General features: G+C 70.4%; 22 protein-coding genes. 15 read left to right on the forward strand and 7 right to left on the reverse strand.

The window, feature by feature from the left end; all coding sequences use genetic code 11:
* Window positions 1-20 precede the first annotated feature (20 nt).
* Window positions 21-329, forward strand: a complete 309-nt coding sequence (locus H0B56_RS04365) for a hypothetical protein (protein ID WP_180891575.1) — start codon at window positions 21-23, stop codon at window positions 327-329.
* 12 nt (window positions 330-341) lie between these two features.
* Here the strand turns inward: H0B56_RS04365 and H0B56_RS04370 are convergent, their stop codons facing one another.
* Window positions 342-1,163: a dienelactone hydrolase family protein gene (locus tag H0B56_RS04370; protein WP_180891576.1), complete on the reverse strand. Its 822-nt coding sequence runs from the start codon at window positions 1,161-1,163 to the stop codon at window positions 342-344.
* Window positions 1,164-1,480: 317 nt separating this feature from the next.
* Between H0B56_RS04370 and H0B56_RS04375 the strand changes: the two genes are divergently transcribed.
* From H0B56_RS04375 to H0B56_RS04405, 7 genes are all read left to right on the forward strand, one after another.
* Window positions 1,481-3,544 (forward strand): calcineurin-like phosphoesterase C-terminal domain-containing protein, encoded by a 2,064-nt coding sequence (locus H0B56_RS04375; RefSeq protein WP_180891577.1) that lies wholly within the window; start codon window positions 1,481-1,483, stop codon window positions 3,542-3,544.
* 87 nt (window positions 3,545-3,631) lie between these two features.
* A complete protein-coding gene (gene glmS, locus H0B56_RS04380; RefSeq protein WP_180891578.1) occupies window positions 3,632-5,494 on the forward strand; it encodes a glutamine--fructose-6-phosphate transaminase (isomerizing) in 1,863 nt (620 codons plus the stop codon).
* Window positions 5,495-5,503: 9 nt separating this feature from the next.
* The gene (locus tag H0B56_RS04385) at window positions 5,504-6,964 is read left to right on the forward strand and encodes an NAD(P)H-hydrate dehydratase (protein WP_180891579.1); all 1,461 of its coding nucleotides are present in this window, start codon (window positions 5,504-5,506) and stop codon (window positions 6,962-6,964) included.
* A 31-nt stretch (window positions 6,965-6,995) separates the two neighbouring features.
* A complete protein-coding gene (alr, locus tag H0B56_RS04390; protein WP_180891580.1) occupies window positions 6,996-8,117 on the forward strand; it encodes an alanine racemase in 1,122 nt (373 codons plus the stop codon).
* Window positions 8,114-9,277: an alpha/beta fold hydrolase gene (locus H0B56_RS04395; protein WP_343063742.1), complete on the forward strand. Its 1,164-nt coding sequence runs from the start codon at window positions 8,114-8,116 to the stop codon at window positions 9,275-9,277. The genes alr and H0B56_RS04395 overlap by 4 nt, the downstream gene beginning before the upstream one ends.
* A complete protein-coding gene (gene tsaE, locus H0B56_RS04400) occupies window positions 9,274-9,738 on the forward strand; it encodes a tRNA (adenosine(37)-N6)-threonylcarbamoyltransferase complex ATPase subunit type 1 TsaE (RefSeq protein ID WP_425484485.1) in 465 nt (154 codons plus the stop codon). Before H0B56_RS04395 ends, tsaE begins: the two co-directional genes overlap by 4 nt.
* 157 nt (window positions 9,739-9,895) lie before the next feature.
* Window positions 9,896-11,329, forward strand: coding sequence for a glycoside hydrolase family 5 protein (locus tag H0B56_RS04405; protein ID WP_180891582.1), 1,434 nt, complete (start codon window positions 9,896-9,898; stop codon window positions 11,327-11,329).
* On the opposite strand, the gene H0B56_RS04410 is transcribed toward H0B56_RS04405, so the two are convergent.
* Complete coding sequence (locus H0B56_RS04410; protein ID WP_180891583.1) at window positions 11,324-12,838, reverse strand: aldehyde dehydrogenase family protein; 1,515 nt, start codon at window positions 12,836-12,838, stop codon at window positions 11,324-11,326. The two genes, H0B56_RS04405 and H0B56_RS04410, sit on opposite strands and share 6 nt — an antisense overlap.
* A complete protein-coding gene (locus H0B56_RS04415; protein ID WP_219632128.1) occupies window positions 12,835-13,722 on the reverse strand; it encodes an SDR family oxidoreductase in 888 nt (295 codons plus the stop codon). The genes H0B56_RS04410 and H0B56_RS04415 overlap by 4 nt, the downstream gene beginning before the upstream one ends.
* A 169-nt stretch (window positions 13,723-13,891) precedes the next feature.
* Here H0B56_RS04415 and H0B56_RS04420 point away from each other — a divergent pair, with 169 nt between their 5' ends.
* A complete protein-coding gene (locus H0B56_RS04420; RefSeq protein ID WP_180891584.1) occupies window positions 13,892-15,163 on the forward strand; it encodes an RsbRD N-terminal domain-containing protein in 1,272 nt (423 codons plus the stop codon).
* A gap of 45 nt (window positions 15,164-15,208) precedes the next feature.
* Here the strand turns inward: H0B56_RS04420 and H0B56_RS04425 are convergent, their stop codons facing one another.
* Window positions 15,209-16,657, reverse strand: a complete 1,449-nt coding sequence (locus H0B56_RS04425; RefSeq protein WP_180891585.1) for an AMP-binding protein — start codon at window positions 16,655-16,657, stop codon at window positions 15,209-15,211.
* Between the two features lie 86 nt (window positions 16,658-16,743).
* Here H0B56_RS04425 and tsaB point away from each other — a divergent pair, with 86 nt between their 5' ends.
* From tsaB to tsaD, 3 genes are read left to right on the forward strand one after another with little or no spacing between them, the layout of a single operon-like run.
* A complete protein-coding gene (gene tsaB, locus H0B56_RS04430) occupies window positions 16,744-17,412 on the forward strand; it encodes a tRNA (adenosine(37)-N6)-threonylcarbamoyltransferase complex dimerization subunit type 1 TsaB (protein ID WP_180891586.1) in 669 nt (222 codons plus the stop codon).
* Window positions 17,409-17,939: a ribosomal protein S18-alanine N-acetyltransferase gene (gene rimI, locus H0B56_RS04435; RefSeq protein WP_180891587.1), complete on the forward strand. Its 531-nt coding sequence runs from the start codon at window positions 17,409-17,411 to the stop codon at window positions 17,937-17,939. Before tsaB ends, rimI begins: the two co-directional genes overlap by 4 nt.
* A complete protein-coding gene (gene tsaD / locus H0B56_RS04440; protein WP_180891588.1) occupies window positions 17,939-18,985 on the forward strand; it encodes a tRNA (adenosine(37)-N6)-threonylcarbamoyltransferase complex transferase subunit TsaD in 1,047 nt (348 codons plus the stop codon). Before rimI ends, tsaD begins: the two co-directional genes overlap by 1 nt.
* Before the next feature lie 68 nt (window positions 18,986-19,053).
* On the opposite strand, the gene H0B56_RS04445 is transcribed toward tsaD, so the two are convergent.
* Complete coding sequence (locus H0B56_RS04445) at window positions 19,054-20,400, reverse strand: SH3 domain-containing protein (protein ID WP_180891589.1); 1,347 nt, start codon at window positions 20,398-20,400, stop codon at window positions 19,054-19,056.
* Between the two features lie 158 nt (window positions 20,401-20,558).
* Window positions 20,559-21,542, reverse strand: a complete 984-nt coding sequence (locus H0B56_RS04450) for a DUF3048 domain-containing protein (RefSeq protein ID WP_180891590.1) — start codon at window positions 21,540-21,542, stop codon at window positions 20,559-20,561.
* Between the two features lie 428 nt (window positions 21,543-21,970).
* On the opposite strand from H0B56_RS04450, the gene groES reads away from it, so the two are divergent.
* Both groES and groL read left to right on the forward strand, forming a co-directional pair.
* Window positions 21,971-22,264 carry a co-chaperone GroES gene (groES, locus tag H0B56_RS04455; protein ID WP_089300310.1) on the forward strand — a complete coding sequence of 98 codons (294 nt, stop codon included), beginning with the start codon at window positions 21,971-21,973 and terminating at the stop codon, window positions 22,262-22,264.
* Between the two features lie 193 nt (window positions 22,265-22,457).
* The gene (groL, locus tag H0B56_RS04460) at window positions 22,458-24,062 is read left to right on the forward strand and encodes a chaperonin GroEL (protein WP_180891591.1); all 1,605 of its coding nucleotides are present in this window, start codon (window positions 22,458-22,460) and stop codon (window positions 24,060-24,062) included.
* 108 nt (window positions 24,063-24,170) lie between these two features.
* Here the strand turns inward: groL and H0B56_RS04465 are convergent, their stop codons facing one another.
* The gene (locus tag H0B56_RS04465) at window positions 24,171-24,482 is read right to left on the reverse strand and encodes a WhiB family transcriptional regulator (protein ID WP_180891701.1); all 312 of its coding nucleotides are present in this window, start codon (window positions 24,480-24,482) and stop codon (window positions 24,171-24,173) included.
* Between the two features lie 252 nt (window positions 24,483-24,734).
* On the opposite strand from H0B56_RS04465, the gene H0B56_RS04470 reads away from it, so the two are divergent.
* Window positions 24,735-25,832, forward strand: a complete 1,098-nt coding sequence (locus H0B56_RS04470) for a MerR family transcriptional regulator (protein WP_180891592.1) — start codon at window positions 24,735-24,737, stop codon at window positions 25,830-25,832.
* Window positions 25,833-25,837: the final 5 nt, after the last annotated feature.

A 25,837-nucleotide genomic window follows, 5' to 3' on the forward strand; every position in this document is an offset into this window, starting at 1 on the left:
TAGTGGGGAGTGGACGCACGTTGATCGACGACAGCAATCCGGACTACCGGCGTGCGCGTATGCGGTTCGAACCGGTGATGGGGCAGTTCCGTGCCCGCGCCGAGCGGGTCAAGGAGGAGACGGACGCCCGTGCAGTGGAGATCGCCGAGTACGAACGTACGGTCGAGGAACGGCGCCGTGCTCGCGAGGACGGTCCGGACGAGCAGACCGCTGATTTCCGGGGGTCAGAAGCGCGGCCGCATCCCCGTCCTACACGCGGGCGTCACGCTAAGCCGGACGAGGACGAGTTCGACGAGGACGATTTCTCGAACAACAACTTCTTGCGCTAGAGCCGGCCGTGGTCAGCGGGCCGCGTGTGCCGCTGTGGCGCGTTCAAAGTCGATCTCGGCGTGCTTGACGTCCTCGTCGACCAGCGGGAAGTACTCCTTCTCGCCGGTGAGGTGGTAGCGGAAGAAGGCGGTGAACAGCCCGCGTACGGTGCGCTGCGTGCGGTAGTGAGGTTTGCCGTGAAGCAGCAACCGGCTCCAGTGGAACCCTTCGGTCAAGCCCATGTGTGTCGACTTGGACAGGGTGCGCATCTGCACGGGACCGCCCCATGCTGTGGCGATGGCTCTGGCGTGCGCCGAGGCCGGAGCGACCAGGTCTTCTTCTGCCGCGAGGTGCAGCCCCGGTATGCGCAACGTTCTTGCCGCTTCGACGGCCGAGGGCAGGGTCTCCGCGGGCGCGAACGTGGCCACGGCACTGATGGCCGGGTCGCTTTCGGCCGCCGCGAGTACCGCCGCCCCGCCACCGGTCGAATGACCGGCCGCTCCGAGTTTCTGCGGATCGACACTGATGCCGTCGGGGCCCAGCCGTACCGACGTGACGACGTCGAGCGTGGTACGCAGGTCCGTGGCGAGTAGCCGGTGCGAGGGCAGCGGCCCGCGCTGCGTGGCCGGAGCCGCGGCCACGATTCCCCAGGACGCGAGGTGCCGGAGCAGACCTCGGTACAGCTCGGGCGGCTGCAGCCAGCCATGTCCGAACGCGACAGCGGGAAGGCCGAGGCCCTCTCGCGGGGTGTACACGACACCGGGGAGGCCGACGAGGGCCAGGTCACCGCGCAGAACCTCGTAAGGCCCCGGCATCACCAGCCGCTCGAGCAGCGCCTTGGGCTTGCTTGCCATGGTTCCCGAGGGTAGCCGGGGCACGGTTGGCCCGCGAAACGTGACCCGGCGCGTCGGGACGGGGACGGTTAGCCCGCGAAACGCGTAACCGGCGCCCGTGGTCGGGATGGGTGGGCGTCACCTCGGGTTGGTTGGGGGATGGGGGCGAATTGTCGCCGTGGCCAGGCCGTGGCTACTCGTGTGCAAGGTCGTGGTCACGCGGGTCGGCTTCACTCGGATCCGCGGCGCCGAGCGGGGTGACGTGAGGTGACTGTCCCGGAGGTGCCGGACGAACTCCGAGGTCGACAGGGGAGGGCTGCACGATTAGGCCGCGAAACGTGAAACGGAACCTGGTCCCGCTGTGTCTGGCGCTCGTCGTGGCGGTCGTGGCGGCCGGGGTGATCGTCGGTGAGGACGTCCCGGCGCGGGCGGAGACGGGCGATCTGCCGACCGATCCGCAGCGTCCGGACGAGAGCACGCTCGAGGCCGGTCCCGATCCGGGTTACCGGGCCGAGGTCGAGGTCGTCGAGGGCGCACGGCAGGACCCCGACAGGGACACCGTCACCGGCACCGTCTTTCACGACACCGAGCGCGACGGAACCTACGAACCAGACACCGACTCCGGCGTCGAAGGCGTGACTGTGTCCAACGGGCGCGACGTCGATGTGACCGACTCCGACGGCCGGTACGAGCTGCCGGCCCGCGAGGACATGACCGTGTCCGTCACCAAACCGGCCAACTACGCGGTGCCGTTCGATGACGACCTGATCCCCCAGATGTCCTACAACCACAAACCGGAGGGGTCGCCGCAGCTGCGCTTCGGCGGCCTCGAACCCACCGGGCCGGTGCCGGAGGAGGTGAACTTCCCCATGGTGCCGACCGGTGTGAGCGAGGACTTCCAGTGCGCCGTGCTCGGCGATACGCAGCCGTACTCCAACAACGAGGTCGGCTACCTCCGGGACAGCGTGCTCGACGCACTGCTCGCGCGCGACCTGTCGAGTGCCGAGTGCATGCTGGTCCTCGGCGACGTGCTGGGGGACGACCTGGGCTTGTTCCCCCGTTTCACGGACATGATGAGCGCGGCGGGCCTCCCGCAGTACTACGTACCCGGCAATCACGACATCGACTTCGACGCCACCGACCAGGATGACTCCACGGACACGTGGCGCCGCGAGTACGGGCCGGACCACTACTCCTTCGACATCGGCGAGGTGCATTTCGTGGTGCTCGACAACGTGGTCTACCCGTGTGGTGAGCAGGACGTCGAGCGTGGCGACCGGGAGTTCTGCGGCGAGGACGAACCGCCGACGTACAACGGCCGCATCGACGACACGCAGATGGAATGGCTCGCCGCCGACCTGGCCACGGTCGACGAGGACCGGCTGGTCGTCGTCAACCACCACATCCCGCTGGTGTCGTTCATCGACAACGCCTCAACGCAGCACCAGACGGACAACGCCGCGGAGCTCTACGACCTGCTCGGGGACCGCGAAGTGCTGTCGCTGTCCGGGCACACCCACACGATCGAGCAGCTCGAGCCCGGAGAGTCCTACGAAGGGTGGTCCGAGGCCGTCGGCGTGGACGAGGTGCCGTTCCACCACATCGTCGCCGGAGCGGCCTCCGGCGCGTGGTTCGGTGGCGACCTCGACATCGACGGTGTGCCGATGTCGATCTCCCGGCTCGGCGAGCCACGCGGGTACTACATGATGGACTTCGCCGGAACGGACTACACGGAGCGCTTCCACGCCACGGGCCAACCAGCGGATCGGCAGATGTGGCTGTCGTTCAACACCCCGCAGTTCCGGGACTGGTTCCAGCGGCTGCGTAGCTGGACCGGGGAGAACCCGCCGACCGCGGAGCAGGTGCCGCCGGTCAACGTCGGCGACCTGGACGACATGAAGCTGGTCACCCCGCAGGATCTGGACGACGGGGTGTACCTGACGGCGAACGTGTGGAACGGCAGCAGGGACAGCTCGGTCACGGCCACCGTCGGCGGCGGCGAACCGTTCGAGCTGGAACGCACGCAGGACGGTGCCGGCGAGGACGTCCGGTACGGCGTGGACTTCGCCGATCCGTTCGCCACGGTGCGCCAGCTGCAGGTGGCGCGCTATGCCTTCGAGAGCACCTCGGGTAACGAGCGTGCCCAGGGATGGGAGCAGTTCCGGGGCGCACGGCGCGGCCCCGCACCTCCGCAAGGCCTGAGCCCGGACCTCATCGCCGAGAAGTCCAGCCACCTGTGGCGGGCCCGGCTGCCGAGCGACCTGCCGCTCGGTACGCACGTGGTGGAGGTGACATTCGCCGACCGGTACGGCGCGGAGTTCACCGACCGGATCACGGTCGAGGTGCGCGAGGAACGGCCGGACCGGTTCTGGCGTGACGGCCCCTGGGGCGACGGCGATTGATCTGCCGAATCGGCGCAGATGCCCCGGAAGGGGACGGGCGAACCGCCCTTCCGGGGGTTGCCGGGCGCACCCGATACCCTGGCAGCCGTGTGCGGAATCGTGGGATACGTCGGACATCGGCAAGCACTCGACGTCGTGCTGAGCGGGCTGCATCGCCTGGAGTACCGGGGATACGACTCGGCGGGCGTCGCCGTGCTGGACGGGCACGGGGACCTGCACGTCGCGCGCAAGGCCGGCAGGCTCGCCAACCTGGAGGCGAGCCTGGACAGCACGGGTAGGGACGCGTTCGCCGGTACGGCGGCCGTCGGGCATACCAGGTGGGCCACGCACGGGCCGCCTGCCGACCGCAACTCCCACCCGCATACCGACACGTCCGGCCGGGTGGCCGTGGTGCACAACGGCATCATCGAGAACTTCGCTGACCTGCGTGCGGAGCTGGAGTCCGAGGGCGTCGAGCTGGCCAGCGACACCGACACCGAGTCGGTGGCACACCTGGTGGCGCGCGCCTACGCGAGCGGCGCAACGGCAGGGGACCTCGCGGCAAGCGTGCGCGCGGTGTGCCGGCGGCTGGTCGGTGCGTTCACGCTGGTCGTGACGCACGCCGACGTGCCGGATGAGATCGTCGCTGCGCGCCGTTCCTCCCCGTTGGTCGTCGGTGTCGGCGACGGTGAGCACTTCGTCGCCTCGGACGTGGCAGCGTTCATCGACCACACCCGGCAGGCCGTCGAGCTCGGCCAGGACCAGCTCGTCGTCATCGGCCGGGACGGCTACGAGGTCACCGACTTCGCCGGGGAGGACGCTGCGGCGCGCCCCTTCACCGTCGACTGGGATCTCTCGGCCGCCGAGAAGGGCGGCCACGACTACTTCATGCTCAAGGAGATCGACGAGCAGCCCGAGGCGCTGGCCAACACGCTGCGCGGGCATTTCGCCTCCGGCCGGATCAGCCTGGACGAGCAGCGCATGTCGGATCAGGATCTGCGCGACGTCGACAAGGTGTTCGTGGTGGCATGCGGCTCCGCCTACCATTCGGGGCTGGTGGCCAAGTACGCCATCGAGCACTGGTGCAGGCTCCCGGTGGAGGTGGAGCTGGCCAGCGAGTTCCGCTACCGCGATCCGGTGCTGGACCGGGACACGCTGGTCGTGGCCGTGTCGCAGTCCGGGGAGACGGCGGACACGCTGGAGGCGGTGCGGCACGCGCGCGGGCAGAAGGCCCGGGTGCTCGCGGTGTGCAACACCAACGGGGCGCAGATCCCCAGGGAGTCCGACGCGGTGCTGTACACCCATGCCGGCCCGGAGATCGGTGTGGCCTCGACGAAGGCGTTCCTCGCGCAGGTCGCCGCCAACTACCTCGTCGGTCTTGCGCTGGCCCAGGCACGCGGTACCAAGTACCCGGACGAGGTCGCGCGGGAGTTCGCCGAGCTGGAGAACGCCCCGTCCGCGGTGCAGAAGGTGCTGGCCACGACGGAGCAGGTGATGGACCTGGGGCAGCGGATCGCGGACTCCAAGGCGGTGCTGTTCCTCGGCAGGCATGTCGGGTTCCCGGTCGCCCTGGAGGGTGCGCTCAAGCTCAAGGAGCTCGCCTACATGCACGCGGAGGGCTTCGCGGCAGGGGAGCTCAAGCACGGCCCGATCGCGTTGATCGAGGAGGGCCTGCCGGTGGTGGTCGTGATGCCCTCGCCGAAGGGCCGGGCGATGCTGCACTCGAAGCTGGTGTCGAACATCAGCGAGATCCAGGCCCGTGGTGCGCGCACCATCGTGATCGCCGAGGAGGGTGACGAGGTGGTACGCCCGTACGCCGACGAGCTGATCGAGATCCCGGCCGTTCCGACGTTGCTGCAGCCCATCGTGGCCACTGTCCCGCTGCAGGTGCTGGCGGCCGAGATAGCGCGTAGCCGCGGCTACGACATCGACAAGCCCCGCAACCTCGCCAAGTCCGTCACGGTCGAGTAGGAGGCGCTCATGCGCGGCGTGTGGACGACCGAGCGGGTGCGCGCCGCCGAGGAGCGGCTGATGCGGCGCACCAGGCCGGGCGCGCTGATGCGCCGGGCAGCGTTCGGGGTGTCGGTGCAGGCCGCCCGGATGCTGACCGAGCACGCCGGTCGTGTCACTGCGCGCAGGGTCGTGCTCCTGGTCGGTGCGGGCAACAACGGTGGGGACGCGCTGTGGGCCGGGGCGTACCTGCGCAGACGGGGCGTTCGGGTGACCGCTGTGCTCCTGGCGCCCGACCGGACCCACGAAGAGGGGCTGGCCGCGCTGCGAAGGGCGGGTGGTCGCGTCGTGTCCGCCGAGGCGGGCCCGGCCGTGCTGGCCGAGGCCGACCTGGTCGTGGACGGGATCGTGGGCCTGTCGGCACGTGGCGGGCTGCGCGCCGAAGCCGCCGAGCTGGTCGCGGCCGTCGACGCGCCTGTGCTGGCCGTGGACCTGCCCAGCGGGGTCGATCCGGACACCGGCCAGGTGCACGGTGTTGCCGTACGTGCCGACGTCACGGTCACGTTCGGCGCGCACAAGCCCGTGCACGTGCTCAATCCCGCGCGGTGCGGGGATGTGCGCTTCGTCGATATCGGGCTGGCCGGCGAGCTCGGTGAACCCGACCTGCGGGTCGCCGAGGCCGCTGATGCCGCGGAGGTATGGCCGATCCCCGCCGCGCACGACAACAAGTACACCCAGGGCGTCACGGGAGTCGCTGCCGGGTCGAGTACCTACGCGGGAGCCGCGGTGCTGACCACGGGGGCTGCCGTGCGCTCGACGGCAGGCATGGTGCGGTTCGCGGGATCGGCGGCGGAGTCGGTCCGCGCGCGGTGGCCCGAAGTGATCGCGACCGGCACGGTGACCGATGCCGGCCGCGTGCAGTCCTGGGTCGTGGGGCCGGGACTCGGGACCGGGACGGATGGCCGCGAGACGGTGCGGGCTGTGCTGTCCGCCGGTGTGCCGGTGTGTGCCGACGCCGATGCCGTCAACCTGCTGGCAGGCACGCCGGAGCTACTCGACGCGCGGGATCCGGACACTCCGCTGGTGCTGACCCCGCATGCCAGGGAGTTCGAGCGCCTTGTCGGTGCGGATCCGGGTCATGACCGGGTCGCCGCAGCGCGCGCGGCGGCGCGCAGGTTCTCGGCTGTGGTGCTGCTCAAGGGGCACAACACGGTCGTCGCGGACCCGGACGGCCGGGTGCTGGTCACGGTGCCGCGCGGGTCGTGGCTGGCCACGGCCGGTTCGGGTGACGTGCTCTCCGGCATGATCGGCGCACTGCTCGCCGCGGGGACGCCACCGTGGACCGCGGCCGGTGTCGGCGCGTACGTGCACGCCGAAGCGGCGGCGCTGGCCGCTCGGGGTGCGCCGATCTCGTCGTCCGATGTGCTGGATGCGATTCCCGATGCCGTGCGGTCGGTTCGTGCGGTGCGCCCGGCCGGCGAGCGCGTGTAACCGGCGACTGTCGCGAGTGCGAGGTTGAAGCGTGTACCCACCCCGTGCCGAGGTCGAGATCGACCTGAGTGCGATCAGCCACAACGTCGCTGTGCTCGCGGACGCGGCATCGCGGTCGGGCGCGGCCACGATGGCCGTGGTCAAGGCCGACGGCTACGGGCATGGTGCGGTTCCGGTGGCACGCGCCGCCGTGCGTGGCGGCGCGACCTGGCTCGGCGTGTGCTCGGTCGAGGAGGCTCTCGAGCTGCGCGAATCCGGTATCAGTACACCCGTGCTGAGCTGGCTGAACAGCATGGACGCGGACTTCGCTCGCGCGCTGCGCGCGGGTGTGGACCTGTCGGTGAGCTCGGCTGCGGAGCTGGGCCGGATCGTCGAGGCCGCGGCCCGTACCGGCATCCGCGCACGGGTGCACCTCAAGTGCGACACGGGGCTGTGCCGTAACGGGTGCCCGGAGGCGGAGTGGCCCGCGCTGGTGAAGGCGGCAGCGGCTGCTCACGAGGTGGAGGTCGTCGCGGTCTGGTCGCATTTCGCTTGCGCCGACGAACCCGGCCACCCCTCGATCGGCGCGCAGGAAGCACGCTTCGATGCCGCCTATCAGCAGGCGCGCCGGGCCGGGTTGGCTCCATGGCGCCATCTGGCGAACTCGGCGGCCACGCTGACCCGGCCGGGATCCCATTTCGACCTGGTGCGGCCCGGTATCGCGATCTACGGGCTCAACCCGGTTCCCACCGGTGACGACCTGCGGCCAGCGATGACGTTCCGGTCACACGTCGTCCTGGTCAAGCGCCTGGCAGCGGGGGAGTCGGTGTCCTACGGCCATACCTGGACGGCGCCGAGGGACACGACGGTGGCACTGGTTCCGGCCGGTTACGGGGACGGCGTTCCGCGCAGCTTGTCGGGCCGGATGAGCGTGTGGCTGGACGGGGCGCGCCGACCCGTGGTCGGCAGGGTGTGCATGGATCAGATCGTGGTCGAGTGCGGGGACTGGGAGCCATCTCTCGGTGCGGAGGTCGTGCTGTTCGGGCAGGGTGATGTTGGGGAGCCGACGGCGCGAGAGTGGGCGGATCGGCTGGACACCATCGACTACGAGATCGTCACCGGAATGTTCCGGCCGCGTGTGCGGCGGCGTTACGTGGACACAGAGGGGTTGTGAGTGTTGTGAATCGACGCCTGCTCGGCGTTGTCGGCGGCCTCGGTGCTGTCGCCACCGGTGCCGCGGCCACCGCGTTCGCGGTGGGCAGTCGCAGGGGAACGCACGGGGACCCGTATGCCGAGGAGCCGCTTGGCCGGCTGGAGCCCGACCGCACCACGACGGTCGCCGCGGATGACGGCACACCGCTGCATGTCGAGGAGATCGAACCGCTGGATGGCGGGAAGCCGGATGTCACGCTCATCGGTGTGCACGGCTTCGCGTTGTCCGTACCGAGCTGGCACTTCCAGCGCCGCGACCTCGCCTCGCTCACCCTCCCGCGGGTGCGCCAGGTGTACTACGACCATCGCAGTCACGGCAGCTCGGGACGTGCCGATGCCGACACGAGCACGATCGAGCAGCTGGCCAGCGATGTGCATGCGGTGTTGCGCGCGGTCGCCCCCAGCGGGCCGGTGGTGCTCGCTGGGCACTCGCTCGGCGGCATGACCATCATGGAGCTTGCCCAGCAGCAGCCCGAGCTGTTCGGTGTCCCTGAGGAGCAGGCGAACGGGAGCAAGGCGGGTAAACACGGCCGGGTGCGTGGTGTGTCGCTGATCGCGACAGCCGCGGGGGAGGTCGCCTCCACCGGAGTGTCGCGCCCGTTGCTGTCCCGGTACAACCCGCTGACGCGTGGGGTGAGCGGCCTCGCGGACTGGCAGCCCGGTCTGGTGGAGTTCGTCCGCGCGGCAGGCGGGCAGCTCACCCGGCAGGCGGTGCGCAGGCTGGCCTTCGGAACCGCGGATGTGAGCCCGAGCTTGGTGGACTTCATGTTGCGGATGCTCGGCGAGACGCCGGTGCGCGACCTGGTCAACTTCATCGGCGCGTTCGGCGAGCACCACCGTTACACCGCGCTCGCCGCCCTCAGTCACACTCGAGTACAGGTCATCGGAGGTGACGCGGATATCCTCACGCCGTTCTCGCACAGTGAGCGTATCGCCGAGGAAGTGGGAAGCGCCGAGTTGATCCGGGTGCACGGCGCGGGCCATATGGTGCACCTGGAGTATCCGGAGGAGGTCAACAGCAGCTTGATCGATCTGCTGCAGCGAAGTTGTGAGGTCGGCAGCGACGAGACCGGCACGGGGCCGTCCGTGCGGGAACGGGTGAGGGGATGGTTGGGCAGGTGATCGAACTGCTCACGCCGGAGGACACGCGGGCGCTCGGCCGGTCGCTTGGTGCCGGGTTGCGTGCCGGCGACCTCGTCCTGCTGTCCGGCCGGCTCGGTGCCGGCAAGACCGTGCTGACCCAGGGCATCGCCGAAGGGCTCGAAGTGTCGGGGCGGGTGAGCTCGCCGACGTTCGTGATCGCCCGATCACACCCGGCTGGCCAGCGGGGCGTGCCGCTCGTGCACGTCGACGCCTACCGCCTCGGTGGTGACCTCGCCCAGCTCGACGACCTGGATCTCGACACGGACCTGGAGCGCGCGGCCCTGGTCGTGGAGTGGGGCGAGGGCGTGGCGGAGATGCTCGCCGACGACTACCTGATGGTCCGTCTCGAGCGGCGCGAGGACGAGACGCGCCTGGTCTCCTTCGAACCCCACGGCGCCTGGGACCGGCGCGCCCTGCCGGTGGCACGCGAGGACGCCTGACCGACGGAACCACGGTTAGCCCGCGAAACGTACGTGGGTGTGTGCCGGGGACGCGCGTGCCCGGCAGCGACGGTTAGCCCGCGAAACGTGTATGGGCGGGGCGAGAAGCGACAACAGACGTGACAGGTATTCACGTTTTGTCTAGTATCTGTTGCTCATGGAAGCCCTCATCGACAGCGGTGTGCCGCGTGGGTCGCGAGTTGCGGGCGTGGTCCTGACCCTCGTCGCGCTGGTGGCCGCCGTGCTCGGTGCCCCGCCCGGAGCGGCGGCCGAGCCGGTGCAGCCGCCCGAAACGGAGATCGACACTCCGCTGCGCACCGATGGCGAGCGCATCCGGGACGCCGCGGGCCGGGACGTGATCCTGCGCGGGATCAGCGTGATCGACAAGCGAGAGCCGTTCTATCCCGATGTGGGTCCGGAAGACTTCCGCCGGATTCGCGACCTGGGGCTCAACCACATCCGGCTGGGCATCTCGTGGGAAGGGATCATGCCGGAGCAGGGGCGGATCGATCAGGGGTACCTGGATGCCGTCCGGAACATCGTGCGGGGCGCGGGCCGGGAGGGGCTGCTCGTCATCCTGGACATGCATCAGGACCTCTTCGGCGGTCCGCGTGGCAACGGTGCCCCGGACTGGGCCTACCGGCCAGGATGGTGCCCGCATCTCGAGCTGGCCGAACCGACCGGAGCCTGGGCAGCCAACTACGCCTCACCGGAGATCAACTGTGCGGTCACCCGGTTCTGGCGGTCGGAGGAGTTGCAGGCGTACTACTCCGACGCCTGGAAGGCCATGGCTGGGGCCGTCGCGGACGAGGCGAACGTGATCGGCTACGACCTGATGAACGAGCCGTGGCAGGGCTACATCCCGCCGGTGCTCTTCGAACGCCAGTACCTGTACCCCAGCCAGGCCCGCTGGCTGGAGGCGATCAGGGAGGTCGACCCCGAGGCGATCGGGTTCGTCGAGCCGAACGTGCTCAAGTCACTGACGGTGGTGTCACCCCCGCCTGCGGGGTTGCTTCCGGACAACAGCGTGTACAGCCCGCACCTGTACGGGCCGTGGGACTTCACCAGCGAGAGCGAGCTGTTGCAGGAGACCCGCCGGCTCGCGGATGTCAACTTCGGCTACAGCGCCAAGGAAGCCTCCGGCGCAGGCGTGCCGCTGTGGCTCGGTGAGTGGGGGGTGTTCACCACCGCGCCGGGGGCGGCCGACTACGCCACCCATGTCTACGACATGGTCGACGACGCGCTGGCAGGCACCGCGATCTGGGAGTACGGCGACTCCGCGTACGGCCCGTTCGACACGTCGACGTGGGAACCCACTCCGCTGTACGAGTCGGTGCTGCGCGCCTACCCGCAGGCCGTTCCGGGCACGCTGCGCGAGATCAACTACGACCCGCGAACGCGCGGCCTCGATGTCGCCTGGTCCGGCGGGGACGGTGGTGTTGTGTCGCTGCGCGCCCCCGCCGGCCGGTACCCGGAGGGCGTCAGCCTGCGGGGCAGCTCGGACTGGCTGTGGGACGCGCAGCGTGGCGTGGTGACAGCCCGTGTGCCGCCGGGGGACGGTGAGCTCGCGCTGCGCCCCGCGGGATCATGACCGCGGGCGCAATCGCCTGCGCAGATCACGGGCGGTGAGCAGGCGAGTGAGCCGCCGGACGATCCTGCCCTTGAGCGGCGAGTAGGGGTACCACTGCGGCTCCGTGCGCGGCGTCACGCGTGCCGTGACGATGGCCTGACTGCGCGTGTACTTGCGGATGCCCTGCGCGCCACCCAACCGGGCGCCGATGCCGGACTGCTTCCACCCCGCCTGGGGGAGGGGGAGGGTGAACAGGTTGGCGAACACGTCGTTGATGTTGACCGCGCCTGCCTCCAGGCGTTCGGCCACGCGCCTGCCACGTTCGGTGTCGCGAGTCCACACGCTTGCGGACAGGCCGTAGGCGGTGTCGTTGGCCAGCCGGACGGCCTCGTCGGCACCGGTGACACGCATGATCGGGATCGTGGGCCCGAAGGTCTCCTCCCGCATGCACGCCATGTCGTGGTCGACGTCGACCAGCACGGTCGGCTCGAAGAACGTGCCGGACCCCACGCGGTTGCCGCCGGTCAGCACGCGGGCCCCGCGCTCTACGGCATCGGTGACGTGGCGAGTGACGATATCGAGCTGGTCGGAGTTGGCGAGCGCACCGACATCGGCGCGGTAGCTCTGGTCGTCCTCACCGACGCGCAGCTGGCCGACCGCGTCCACCACGCGACGCACGAACTCGTCGTGCACCCCGGCGTCGACGTACACGCGCTCCACCGATGTGCACATCTGCCCCGCGTTGCACAGGCCGCCCCAGGCGACGCCACGTGCCGCCCGGTCGAGGTCGGCGTCGGCGAGCACGATCATCGCGTCCTTACCACCCAGCTCCAGGCTGTAGGGGATGAGGCGCTCGGCCGCGCGCTTGCCGATGGCGCGCCCGGTGCGGGTCGAGCCGGTGAACTGCACGTAATCCACGGCATCGACCACGGCGGCTCCTGCCTCGCCTGCCCCGGTCACACAGGTGAACACGTCCGGTGCGCCGATCTCGGACCACCCGGAGGCGACCTCGCTTGTCACCAACGGGGTGTACTCCGAGGGTTTGACCACCACAGCCGCTCCTGCCAGCAGCGCGGGTATCGCGTCGACGAGCGCGAGTGCGAGCGGGAAGTTCCACGGGGTGATCACCCCGACCACGGGGTAAGGCCTGCGGACGAGCCGCTGCCGCTTGGTCAGCGCGAGCGGGCCGTGCGCCGGAGGTGCTTCGGGTGCCAGGAACGACCCGGCGTGCGTGCAGTAGTAGTTGATCAGGTCGGCGACGTACGGTAGCTCGATCGTCGCCTCGGCCCAGGGTTTTCCGGTCTCGGACTGCAGGACCCGCGCGAGCCGGTCCTCGTTGTCGAGTAGCCAGTCGCGGTAGCGCTCGAGCCAGGACACCCTGCCGGCCACGCCGAGCGCTTCCCAGCTGCTCTGCCGCTCGCGCAGCTCGCCGACAACGGTGTCGACATCCTCGGCGGGGCGTTCCGGTACGCGCCCGACAACGCTCCCGTTCGCGGGTGAGCGCACGTCGATGGATGGGGTGGTTGTCATGGGGTACCTCCGGTCAACCGCTGGTGATACCGATCGCGCGCGGTGGGTTCGGCTTGCAGGAACGCGCTGTCCAGCCTGGTGGCCTTCTCTGCGGCGCGCTTGGCACGCTCGGGTAGTGCGTTGACGGCGCCGAGTACGGCACCGAGCCGGGCCGGAACGGTGACCTTCGGCTTGCCCGTGCCGACCGCGCGCACCACCGCCTCGGCGACATCCTCCGGGTCGACCGTTGTCAGCCACTCCAGCCAGGACGGAAACCCCGTACCCTCGGACAGTTCGGTCCGCACCACCCCGGGCAGTACCGCGCCGACGTGCACGCCGGTGTCCCGGAACTCGCGGTGCAGTGCCTCGGTGAGCCCGACGACGGCGTGCTTGGTCGCGCAGTAGGTAGCCACGCCGGGGACGCCGAGCACCCCCGCAAGGGACGCGATATTGATGATCGAGCCGTGCCCGCGGGCGGTGAACCTGGCACCCGCCACGCGGCTACCGTCGACGACTCCGCGCAGATTGATCGACAGCATCCGCTCGGTCATGGACTCGGACTCGTCCAGGAACGCCCCTGTCGGCATGATCCCGGCGTTGTTCACCAGCACATCGGCCGCCCCGAGGTCGTCCTCGACCCTGTCCAGGAACGCCGCGACGGACGTTCGGTCGGTGACATCCAGCGACCAGCCCCGGACCTCGGCACCCTGCATGCCGGTCAGTTCACGCGCGGTGGTGCCTGCCAGTGTGGCGTCGATGTCGCCGATGGCTACCCGGGCCCCGCGCGCCAGGAACGCCTCGGCCGTTGCGCGGCCGATGCCGCGGGCGCCGCCGGTGATCGCGACGACAGCGCCCCGCATGTCGTGGCGTGCGGGACGGTTCGGCGACGGGGATGGTGTCTGCACGGGCGTGCTCCTTGCGTCTGGATTGTTCTTGCTGGCCAGCATGGTCCACGTTCCCTGCGGTCGGCTTGGGGTATGTGGCCGAGTTGCGCGCGAGATGTTGTACTGTCCGGCCAATAGCGAGCGCTGTGCAGTTCGAGGCAGTACAAGAGGCAGCCGCCGGGGAGGGACCGTGCAGCAGGCACATCGCGATCGGCACGCCGAGGCGCAGGCGTGGGTGCGGGAGCACGCCGCGCGGATGCTCACGGATGAGACCGTGGATGCGCTCGTGAGCAGGTTGAACGATCAGCTCACCGGTGAGTTGCCCGAGCTCGCCGCCGACGCCGGGGTGCGGCGCGATCTCGACGCCAGCACACGAGACGCCGTGCGCACCTACCTGGACATGATGTCCCGGGGTAGCCAGGATGTGACGGAGGCGCCGGCCGGTGCGCTCGGTCTGGCGCGCACGCTGGCGCAACGGCGTTACGACGCCGGCATGCTGCTGCGCGTGTACCGCGTCGGCCAGCGGGTCTTCTGGGTCGAGGTGATGCGGATCGTACGGACCGAGATCTCCGACGCCGACCTGCGGATAGCGGTGCTCGAGTTGCTGTGGGACCGGCTGAGCAGGGGCCTGGAGTACAACATCGACGCGCTGGTGGCGGCGCATGCCGAGGAGTCGGAGCGGCGTCTGCGCGGGTCGCTGGCCCGCAAGGTGGAGACGGTGCACGAGATCCTGCGTGGCGACTACGTCGATATCGACACAGCCAGCACCCGGTTGGGACACAACCTGCGCCGTCACCAGACCGGGTTGGTGTTGTGGGCGACGGATGCCGTAGTCGATCCCGATCCAAGCGGCAGGCTCGAGTCCCTAGCCGGTGCGGTGGCCGAGGCGCTCGGCGTCGCGCGCCCGCTGACGGTGCAGTCCAGCGCGCGCGTCGTCTGGGCCTGGCTGGCGAGCGGCCCCTCGCCGGACCTCGAGAGCATCCGCGATGCGGCGGCGGTGCGGCGCGATCCTTGCCTGCGGATCGCCGTCGGGGTGCCTGCTCCCGGGGTGGCGGGCTTCCGGGACAGCCACCGGGAGGCGGTGCGCGCGCAGTCGGTGATGGTGCGCTCGGAAGCGGATGAGCCCGTGGTGCTCTACAGGGACGTGGAGATCGTCAGCTGCCTGTCCGAGAACACCGACGCCATGCGCGCCCTGATGGGCAGGGAACTGGCGGGCCTTGCGGGTAGGGACCGGGCGTCGGCCCGGCTGCGTGCGACGGTGCACGCGTACCTGGCAGCCGGGTCGAGTGCGCGGGCCGCCGCGGGGACGCTGGGCGTGCACAAGAACACGGTCCTCTACCGCCTGCGGCAGGCCGAGAACCTGCTCGGCTACCCCGTCGACGAGCGCGGGCTGGCGCTGCGGCTGGCGCTGCTCGTCGAGGCGACCTACGGGCAGGCATGCCTGCCGGATGGAGAGGGCTGAGCGGTACGGCCCTGCCCGGCGGACGCGGGCCCGCACGGGGCAACGTCAGGTGCCCAGCGCCCGCTTGGTCACCTTGCCCAGGTCGTTCCGGGGCAGCGCGTCGAGGAACCGGACCTCGCGGGGCCGTTTGTGCGGCGCGAGGATCCCGGCCACGTGGTTGCTCAGCTCCTCGGCGCCGGGGCATTCGCCTGCCGGCACGACCCACGCGACGATCCGCTCACCCAGATCGGCATCGGGTTCGCCGGTCACCGCTACCTCCGCGACGCCGGGATGCTCGCCGAGCGCGTTCTCGATCTCGCCTGCACCGATCTTGTAGCCGCCGCTGTTGATGAGGTCGGTCGCCTTGCGCCCGACGATGCGGACGTAGCCGTCGCCGTCGACGGTCGCCATGTCGCCGGTGCGGAACCACTCCCCGTCGAAGGCCTCGGCAGTGGCGTCCGGGCGGTGCAGGTACTCGGTGAACAGGTTCGGACCACATACCTGGATCTCCCCGATGGTGCTGCCGTCGCGGGCATCGATCGGCGTCCCGGACTCGTCGACGATCCGCAGGGCGACGCCGTCCAGCGGGACGCCGACGGTTCCGGGGCGGTGCGGGCCGTCCACCCGGACGCTGGTGTTCATCAGGGTCTCGGTCATGCCGTAACGCTCGATCACGTGGTGGCCGGTCAGGCGGGTGAGGCGGTGGTGCTCGCGCTCGGGAAGCGCCGCGGACCCGGATACCAGCAGGCGAGCGGTGCCGATCGCGCGGGCGAGGCCGGGATCGGACTCGGCGGCATCGGCGAGCCTGGTGTAGTTGGTGGGGACGCCGAACACGACGACCGGCCGGTTGCCCTGCCACTCCCGCAGCGCGTCGCCGAGGGCATCGGGAGTGAACCGGCCCAGGTGATGCACGGTCCCACCGCGGCGCAGCGGCCCGAGTACACCGAGAATCAGCCCGTGCACGTGGAACAGGGGAAGGCCGTGCAGCACGACGTCCCCGGCGTCCCAGTGCCACGCGTCCGCGAGCGCATCCAGGGAGCTGCGTACCGCGGACCGGGGCAGCACGACCCCCTTGGGCGCTCCGGTGGTCCCCGAGGTGTAGACGATCAACGCGGGTGCGTCCGAACGAGGCTCGGCCGGCTCCTGCCGCACCGTTCCGGTGCCGGTGGTCGCACCGACGTCGACGCGCGCGATGTCGTTCAGCGGTTCCGGCACGGCGGTGTCGGGTGCGCACAGCAGGCGGGTCACCGCGCTGTCGCGGCGGATGTGCTCGAGCTCCCGGGTTCCGCTTGCCGGGTTGACCGGTACGGCGGGTACGCCTGCCAGCAGCGCGGCCAGTACGGCTACCGCGGTTTCCAGCCGGGCCTCGGCGAGCACGGCGACAGGGCCGCCGGTGTCACCGAGGGTGGCGGCCAGCTCGCCGGTGATCGTGTCCAGCTCGGCGTAGCTCAGCGCGCGGCTACCGAACCGGACGGCTTCGACGTCGGCACGTTCGGCCAGTCGGGGAAACAGCATGCCACCAGACTGCCGCACGCGCGTACCGACCTGTTTCGCAGGGACCGATGCCGGTCGGCCTTCGGGTGGCCGTACGCTTGTGCGGTGTGTTGGTTCTCGCGCTCGATACCTCGACCCCCGCGGTCACGGCGGGTGTGGTGGCACTCGGCAGCGACATCGATGTGCTCGCCTCCCGCGTCACGGTGGACGCCCGTGCCCACGGGGAGCTGATCACCCCGCACCTGCAGGACGCCGTCGCCGCTGCCGGGGCCACGCTGCGTGATGTGCACGCGGTGGTGTGCGGAGCGGGACCGGGACCGTACACCGGGCTGCGCGCCGGGATGGTGAGCGCGGCAGCGCTGGCGCACGGTCTTGATGTACCCGCCTACCCGGTGTGCAGCCTGGACGCGACAGCAGCCGAGGTCGGCTCGCCCGGTCCGTTCCTCGTGGTCTCGGACGCGCGAAGGCGTGAAGTGTACTGGGCGCGGTACGGCACGGACGGTCTGCGCGTGTCGGGACCACGGGTGGACGTGCCATCCGAGGTCGACGTCGCGGGTGTGTCGTACGCGGCGGGTGACGGTGCACGGCTGTACGAGGGCAGGCTCGGCGACGGCGCGGTGCGGCCGGTCGAGCCGCGTTACCCCTCCGTACGGGGATTGGTCGCGTGCGCGGCCGAGGCGCTGCGCTCCGGTGCCGCTCCTGACGCGCTGACGCCGCTGTACCTGCGCAAGCCGCACGCGAAGCAGCCGGGAGAGCGGAAGAGGGTGAGCGCATGACGGCGGCACCGGAACCGTCGTGGGCCGAGCCCACGCTCGCGCGGCTGCGCCGCGCCGACGCGGCGCGCTGTGCCGAGATCGAGCTGGAGCTGTTCCCGGCGGACTCCCCGTGGAGCGCGAGGGCCTTCCGGGCCGAGCTGGACTCCGGCGCCTATTACCTGGGTGCCTACGACACCGAGGGCGCGCTCATCGGGTACGCGGGGCTGGCGATCGTCGGGCGGCCCGGCGAGTACGAGGCCGAGGTACACACGATCGGTGTCACTGCCGAGGCGCAGGGCCGTGGGGTGGGCCGCGCCCTGCTCGACGGGCTGCTCGCCCGTGCCGACGCGTTCGACGCCGTGGTGTTCCTCGAGGTGCGTACGGACAACGTGGCGGCCATCGCGCTGTACACCGGTGCCGGCTTCCGCACGGTCGGCCTGCGCGAGCGCTACTACCAGCCGTCCGGAGCGGACGCGTACACCATGCGCCGCCCGGCCGCGAGCGAGTCGGGCGGTGCCGCGAGCCGCGGTAGCGAGGGGAGCAGCTGATGTCGCGCATCGTGATGGGTATCGAGACCTCCTGCGACGAGACCGGGGTGGGCATCGTCGAGCTCGCGGACGGGCAGGCTCCCCGGTTGCTCGCCGACGAGGTCGCCTCCAGCGTCGAGCAGCACGCGCGGTTCGGCGGCGTCGTTCCGGAAGTGGCCAGCAGGGCACATCTGGAAGCGATGGAGCCGATGGTGCGCCGGGCGTGTGCCACGGCCGGGGTGGCACTCGGCGAGCTGGACGCGATCGCCGTCACCGCCGGTCCGGGACTGGCCGGGGCGCTGTTGGTGGGCGTGGCCGCGGCCAAGGCGTACTCGGCGGCGCTGGACGTTCCGCTGTACGGGGTCAACCACCTCGCGGGCCATGTCGCCGTGGACACCCTGGAGCACGGTCCGCTCCCGCGGCCGTGCCTGAGCCTGCTCGTCTCCGGTGGTCACACTCAGCTGCTGCGCGTCGACGACGTCGCTTCGGGGATCACCGAGCTCGGCTCGACCGTCGACGATGCCGCAGGGGAGGCCTATGACAAGGTCGCCAGGGTGTTGGGTCTGCCGTACCCGGGTGGTCCTCCGATCGACAAGGCCGCGCGGGACGGTGATCCGGACGCGATCGCGTTTCCCCGCGGCATGACCGGCCCGTCCGACGCGGCGTTCGACTTCTCGTTCTCCGGGTTGAAAACGGCGGTCGCCCGGTGGGTGGAGGCCGCGGAACGGCGCGGCGAGACGATCCCGGTCGGCGATGTCTGTGCCTCGTTCCAGGAGGCGGTCGCCGACGTGCTCACCGCCAAGGCGGTCTCGGCAGCCCAGCGGACCGGTGTGCACACGCTGGTGATCTCCGGTGGGGTGGCCGCCAACTCGCGCCTGGCCGCCCTGGCACGGCAGCGGTGTGCGGAGGCGGGCGTCGAGCTGCGGGTGCCCCGCCCGAGGCTGTGCACCGACAACGGGGCGATGATCGCCGCGCTCGGTGCACATGTGGTCGCGGCGGGGGGCAAGCCATCGGGGCTGGACTTCTCACCCGACCCGGCACTGCCTGTGGATACCGTCACGGTGTGAGCCGGGTGGGCCGGTGCCGCCCGCCGGTGCCGCGGCCCCTGCCGATGAGTCCCGCAGACCCCTGGTGGTCACTGCCGGCCTGCGGTGTACCAGCCCCTGATCCAACCGCGCTGGCCCTCGTGGTCGATGCGGTACCAACCGTTCCGGCTCCCGGTGACAGTCACCCGGCTACGCATGCGCAGCCGGTCGAGGGTGGTGCCGGTGTCCGGGTAGCTCTGCCCGTCGACGAGCACGTCGCCGTGTACCGCGAGCCGTCCGGTGCGGGTGCGCGCCGCGAAGTAGGACGTGGGGTAGCTGACGTTGGCGCTGATCCACCCGTACTTCGTCGACCGGGTCGCCGCCAGGCCGGGGCAGCCACCCGTCTCCCGTGCCCTGTCGGCCGCCGTACTGCTCCGGTTCGTGTTCGCGGTGCACGGCCATTGCACCCGGTACCAGTTCCCGGAGCCGTCGGCGCCGAACGCGGTGAGCCTGCTCCCTCCGGGCAGCACCCCGATGACCTCCCCTCCGGGTGAGCGCCGGACGTTGACGGCCCGGTACTCCGGGCTGACGCGGATCCCGGATATCGCGGAGTCGGTGGGTCGGGTTCCGGTGTGGGCGAGCCAGCCGGTGCGGTCGCCGTGCTGCACCCGGTACTGCCCTTGGTGGCTGTCGAGGACGGTGAGCACGGTGCCCTCCGGGACGGTTCCGAGGCGCTCCTCGGGACCGCGCTGCGGCGTCTCGTAGAGCATGAGCCCGTCCTGCTCGGTGACCCGGACGTCGAACGGCCGGGACGGCTCGTGCGCGATGGGGGTGAGCCCGTCGAAGCGACCGGGGATGTACTGCCCGGCCGTGACCCAGCTGCCCATGGTGAGGTCGGGTATGGCGAGGTCCCGGTCCTGACCGGTGCTCTTGTCGATGCGGGTGATACCGAAGTGCACGTGTGGCCCGCTCATGTCGGCACTGCCGGTGCGGCCGACGTACCCGAGTACGCTGCCGCCGTCGTAGACGTCGGAGACCAGGTCGCCCGGGCTGACCCGCGGCTCGTCGAGAAGGTGCGCGTAGCGGGTCCGGTAGGTGTAGCCGTCGAGGCCGCCGTGATCTATGCGCACGTACCACCCGTTGGCCTGGCTCCAGCCGGTCGCCTCGACCCGGCCGGACCGCGCCGGCCGCACCGGCGTGTGGTGCGCGGCCGCGATGTCGGCAGAGCCGCTGTGATGGGCTCCGGTCGCGTACACCTGGGTCGCAGCCACCCAACCCGAGACCGGCCAGACGAACTCGTTCCCGCTGCCTTCTGGCACGGACGTATGGCTCGCCGGGAAGGTCCGAGCGGTGGATGCCTGGCCGGTGGGCGTGGTCAGTATCGCCGCGAGGACGGCGACCAACACGGCCAGTACGCTGTACGCGCTCCGGTTGATGCCCCCTCGAGCTGTCTGCACACGCGATCCGTCCGTCGGTGTCGGACACCCCTAGCGGTGTCCCTCGTTAGGCTGATTTTCTGCTACTCCGGGTGATCGTTTCAAGCAACGAGACGAGTGGTTACTCAGACGGAACCGAGCTGTTGTCCCGGTCGGCCGGCCCCTGCGACCGGTCCCGGTCAGTCCGGCAGGAGCAGGACCCACAGCCGGCCGGTACCGAGTGCGATGCGGTCGCCGTCGTCGGTGGTCAGCTCCATCGGGTCAGTGGCGCCGGATCGCTGCCATGTGCCCTCGTGCAGCCGGCCGTCGCGGAGTACCGCGGCCTCGCCTTCGCCGACCGTGCGGGCGAACGGGGACAGCCTGCCCGCGGCGTCGGTGATGCCCAGCCCGGTATCGGTGCTGACGTCGAGCACGACGACCGTCTCGGCTCCTAGCTGCCCGTGCTCGGCAGAGGTGAACGCGCTTCTGTTCCGCGATACGAGCCAGCTGCGCCGGTCGGAGGACCAGGTGAAGTCATAGGTGTCGCTGGGGTACGAGACCCGGTAGCTGCCGGTCGGCTCGCCACCGGCCGGTGGTGCGCCGGTCGGGAACGGCCGGCGGGTCCGCGGGGTTTCCGGCAATTGGTTCGGCCGCGCGTACAGGTCGTTCGCAGCGGATTGGTCGGGGTCCCTGTAGAAGGCATCCGGTACGGCGTCGGGGGTGGCCGAGACGACGTCGCCACCGGTGACGAGCGGGAGCAGCGCCGGGGCGGCCCCCGAGTACGCGAGGACCGGATCCTCGAACTGCCCGAGCAGCTCGAGGTCGGTCTGCCGCGCGCTGCTCACCGGGCCGAGGACATCGGGCCGGTCGCTCCAATGCACGGCGAGCAACATGGTCAGACCCCCCTCGACCGGCTCGACGATCATCGCGCCCGCGGAACCGAGGCCGGTGTGCCGCGTGTCCGAGTCACCGGTGTCGATCTTGGTGATCAGTGCGGGCGGGAACGGTTCCGGCTCCGGGGCCGGGTCCGGAGCGTGTTCGGCGGTGGGGGGCGGCGGTCGCCCCTGGGGCGGTCGTGGGTCGTCGTCCCCGCTCCGGGTCAGCCACACCCCGCCCGCCACGATGCCGAGCACGGCCGCGACCCCGAGCAGGGCGATCAGCGTCTCAAGGGGGCGGGGCTGCATACCACCTTCCCGTCGAGCTCGCACGGTGTCCCGTCCCGGGTCCCGTCCCGGATCCGCCGGGAGTGAACGCCGTGCAGCGGGACCTCGGAGCAGCTGTCTGTGGGATGGTTGTAGCGTCGGTGCTGGTCGATGCTAGCAGCGGCGCAGCAGTGTGCGCGCTGGAATCGCCCCCGCTTGCGCGTCTAGCACTCACATGGGTAGAGTGCTAACACGACGGCGCCAAGCACGCCCCGGCAACCCGCGACGACGGGGTGGTAGGAGTCGTACCCCTGCGAGATGACGGGCATGTGCGCGCCCAGCTTGCTGTTCTCCTGGGCTCGGTCGAGCCCGGATCCGGGCGGCGAGCAAGCCCGCACACGGTTCGGCATCGAGCATGTAACCATCGAAAACCTGCCAACGCTTTCTTTCGACCCGTGGAGGTCAAACCGGTGAGCGTGAACATCAAACCGCTCGAGGACAAGATCGTTGTCCAGGCGAGTGAGGCCGAGGAGACGACGGCCTCTGGTCTCGTCATCCCCGACACAGCCAAGGAGAAGCCCCAGGAGGGCAAGGTCCTGGCCGTAGGCCCGGGCCGCATCGACGAAAAGGGAAACCGGATCCCGCTGGACGTCAAGGAGGGTGACGTCGTCATCCACTCCAAGTACGGCGGGACCGAGGTCAAGTACAACGGTGAGGAGTACTTGATCCTCTCCGCGCGCGACGTGCTGGCTGTCGTGAACTGACGTACGCCAGGCGACAAACTACCAGCGCAGGCGCCCCGGACCCCGAGTATGACCGGGGGCCGGGGCGCCTGCTGTTGTCGTGGTCGCGGCGCTGGCAGCCGGAGCCACGACGGCATCGGGGGCAACCGCCACGCACCGGGCGTGGCACGCCCGACAGACGAATGAGTCACCGAAAGGTAAGCAGGCAAGACTTATGCCTAAGCAGATTAACTTTGACGACGAGGCCCGCAAGGCTCTCGAGCGCGGCGTCAATCAGCTCGCCGACGCGGTCAAGGTGACGCTCGGGCCGCGTGGCAGGCACGTCGTGCTGGACCGCAAGTTCGGCGGCCCGGCCATCACGCTGGACGGCGTCACTGTCGCGCGCGACATCGAGCTGGACGACCCGTTCGAGGACCTTGGCGCGCAGCTGGCCAAGAGTGTTGCGACACAGACCAACGACGTAGCCGGGGACGGCACCACCACCGCGACCGTGCTCGCGCAGGCGCTGGTCAAGCACGGCCTGCGCAACGTGGCCGCCGGCGCGAGTCCCGCGGCACTCGGCGTGGGTATCGAGGCGGCGGCCGAGAAGGTCGTCGAGTTCCTCAAGGACAAGGCGACCCCGGTCAAGGGGCGCGAGAGCATCACCCAGGTCGGGACCGTGACGTCCAGGGACGCCAACATCGGTGCCCTGCTGGGTGAGGCTGTCGAGAAGGTCGGCGAGGACGGCGTGATCACCGTCGAGGAGTCCTCCTCGATGGGCACCGAGCTGGACATCACCGAAGGTGTGCAGTTCGACAAGGGCTATGTCTCGGCGCAGTTCGCCACCAACCCCGAGGAGCAGCGTGCCGTTCTCGAGAACGCGTACGTGCTGCTGACCAGCGAGAAGATCTCGGCGCTCAACGACCTGCTCCCGCTGCTGGAGAAGGTCATCGAGACGAAGAAGCCGCTGCTGATCATCGCCGAGGACATCGAGGGCGAAGCGCTGTCGACGCTGGTGGTCAACTCGCTGCGCAAGACGCTGAGCACGGTGGCGGTCAAGGCTCCGTTCTTCGGTGACCGGCGCAAGGCGTTCCTCGAGGACCTGGCCGTGGTCACCGGGGCCGAGGTGATCTCGAGCGAGCTGGGACGCAAGCTGTCCGAGACCGGTATCGAGTCGCTCGGCACCGTGCGGCGGGCTGTGATCACCAAGGACGAGACCACGCTGGTCGACGGCGGCGGGTCCTCGGACGACCTGTCCGGCCGGATCGCGCAGATCCGCAAGGAGATCGAGACCAGCGACTCGGACTGGGACAGGGAGAAGCTGCAGGAGCGGCTGGCCAAGCTCGGTGGCGGTGTCGCGGTGATCAAGGTCGGCGCGGCGACCGAGACCGAGCTCAACGAGCGCAAGCACCGGATCGAGGACGCGGTGGCCTCGACCAAGGCCGCTGTTGAGGAGGGCATCCTGCCCGGCGGTGGCTCCTCGCTGGTGCACGCGGCCGCCTCGCTGGAGGGCAACCTCGGCTACACCGGCGATGAGGCGACCGGGGTGTCGATCGTGCGCGATGCGCTGTCGGCGCCGCTGTTCTGGATCTGCAGCAACGCGGGCCACGAAGGTGCCGTCGTGGTGTCCAAGGTGCGTGAGGAGAGCTGGGGTCGCGGTTTCGACGCGGCTTCCGGTGAGATCCTCGACCTCGCCGCGGCGGGCATCGTCGACCCGGTCAAGGTCACCCGCTCGGCGGTGTCCAACGCTGCCTCCATCGCCAAGTCCGTGCTCACCACGGAAGGCTCCGTCGTCGAGAAGCCGGAGGACGACGAGGAGGACGAAGGCCACTCGCACTGAGTGCGGGCCTCCTGGCGCCCTACTCGCGCAGTTGCTCAGGGGCGGCGTCCCGGTATCTCCGTACCGGGACGCCGCCCCTGAGCGCGTCGGGGCCCAGTTGGACGGGAGCTAGTTTCCCGCAAGCGCGGGTTCGGGGGCGCGGGAGTTGCGGTTCTTGATGATGTTCTCGCGTTCCGACTCGGACAGCCCGCCCCACACCCCGTACGGTTCGTGGGCCGCGAGGGCGTGCGCACGGCACAGCTGGAGCACCGGGCAGCCCTGACAGATCGCCTTGGCGATCGCTTCACGACGTGCTCGAGCCGGGCCACGTTCCCCGTCCGGATGGAAGAAGAAGGCGCTGTCCATCCCTCTGCATGAACCTTCGAGTTGCCAGTCCCACACGTCCGCGTTGGGGCCGGGAAGCCTCCGTGTGTCTGCCATGGTCGCCGCCTTACGAGTGAAGTAGTACGTGCGGTTGTCGTTGTTGAACTGGTCAGCCTGCTTCTGTCCGCTGTACTGCTCCATTTGGCGCAGTGGCCGTAACGTTAGAACCGCGCCAAGAGTTGTTCAAGAGACGATGGTCAATTCAGGCCGGCTTTATCCCCCGACAGCGTGATGCAGGGCCTATGATGCGGGTGGCTCCGGTTGCTCGGCTCTGCGTACGCCGGAATATTGATGGGAGTGCCCGCAGACATGCCCGCTGACAGCGCGGACCCCACGGAGTCGCCGGCCGCGGACGGGACCGCCGCCGGCGACGGTGGTGCCGGAGCGGGGTCCGTATCGGGTTCGTCCGGACCGCCGAGCTCGGGTGAGCCGACCCTGCCGGTGGCTGCGGTCGCGCGCAGGCTCGGGGTGGCTCCGGCCACCCTGCGGACCTGGGATCGCCGGTACGGTGTCGGGCCGAGCGCGCACACCGACGGCAAACATCGTCGCTACGCTCCGGGCGACGTGGCGCGGCTCGAGGTGATGCAGCGAGCGTTGCTCAGCGGTGCGTCGACGGCCGAAGCGGCGAGGTACGCGCGGGACTGCGAGGTGACGATCGACGCCGCCCGGCCGGACCCGAAACCGGGGGCCGGGGCGGGTGCCGAGCCGGGCGCCGGGACTGCCGTTCCGGATGACAGGGAGCGCACCAGCAGGCTCGCGCGTAAGCTCAGCGCGGCAGCGTTCGCGCTGGACGCGCGCGCGGTGCACCGGACCCTTGGCGAGACGCTGGACGCGGAGGGGCCGCTCGTCGGCTTCGATGAGGTCCTCGCCCCGGTCCTCGCCGCGATGCGCGGTGGCTGGGAAGGTGCCCGCGCCGGTGCCGAGGCGGAGTACGTGCTCGTCGAGTGCGCGCTGCTGGCCTTCGCCCGCGCGACGCCCGCTGTGGAGCGTCCGAGCAACCACCATCCGGTGCTGCTGGTCTCGGCCCATCAGGTGCGGCGCAACGTCGCGCTGTACGCGCTGGCGGCCGGGCTGTCCGCCCGTAGCGTCGACACGCTCGTGCTCGGTTCCGCGGTACCGCCCGAGACCCTGGTGACCATCGCACGCCGCAGCGTCCCCTCGGCGATGGTGGTGTGGGACCAGGGCTCGAGCGGGGGCGGCCGGGACCTGGTGACGAGGCTGGCACGGAGCAAGCAACGGAGCAGGGTGTTCACCTGGGGGCCGGGCTGGGACGCTGCCGAGCTGCCCGGCACGGTCGAGCACCTCGGCACCGCACAGGAGGTCACGGATCGAGTGACCTACGTGCTGACCGGGTCACCGGCAGAGCCGCTCGGAGCAGGCTCGCCCGCTCCGGCCGACGAGGGCTGATCACC

This window comes from Haloechinothrix aidingensis (assembly GCF_013450155.1).
GTDB classification, from domain to species: domain Bacteria; phylum Actinomycetota; class Actinomycetes; order Mycobacteriales; family Pseudonocardiaceae; genus Haloechinothrix; species Haloechinothrix aidingensis.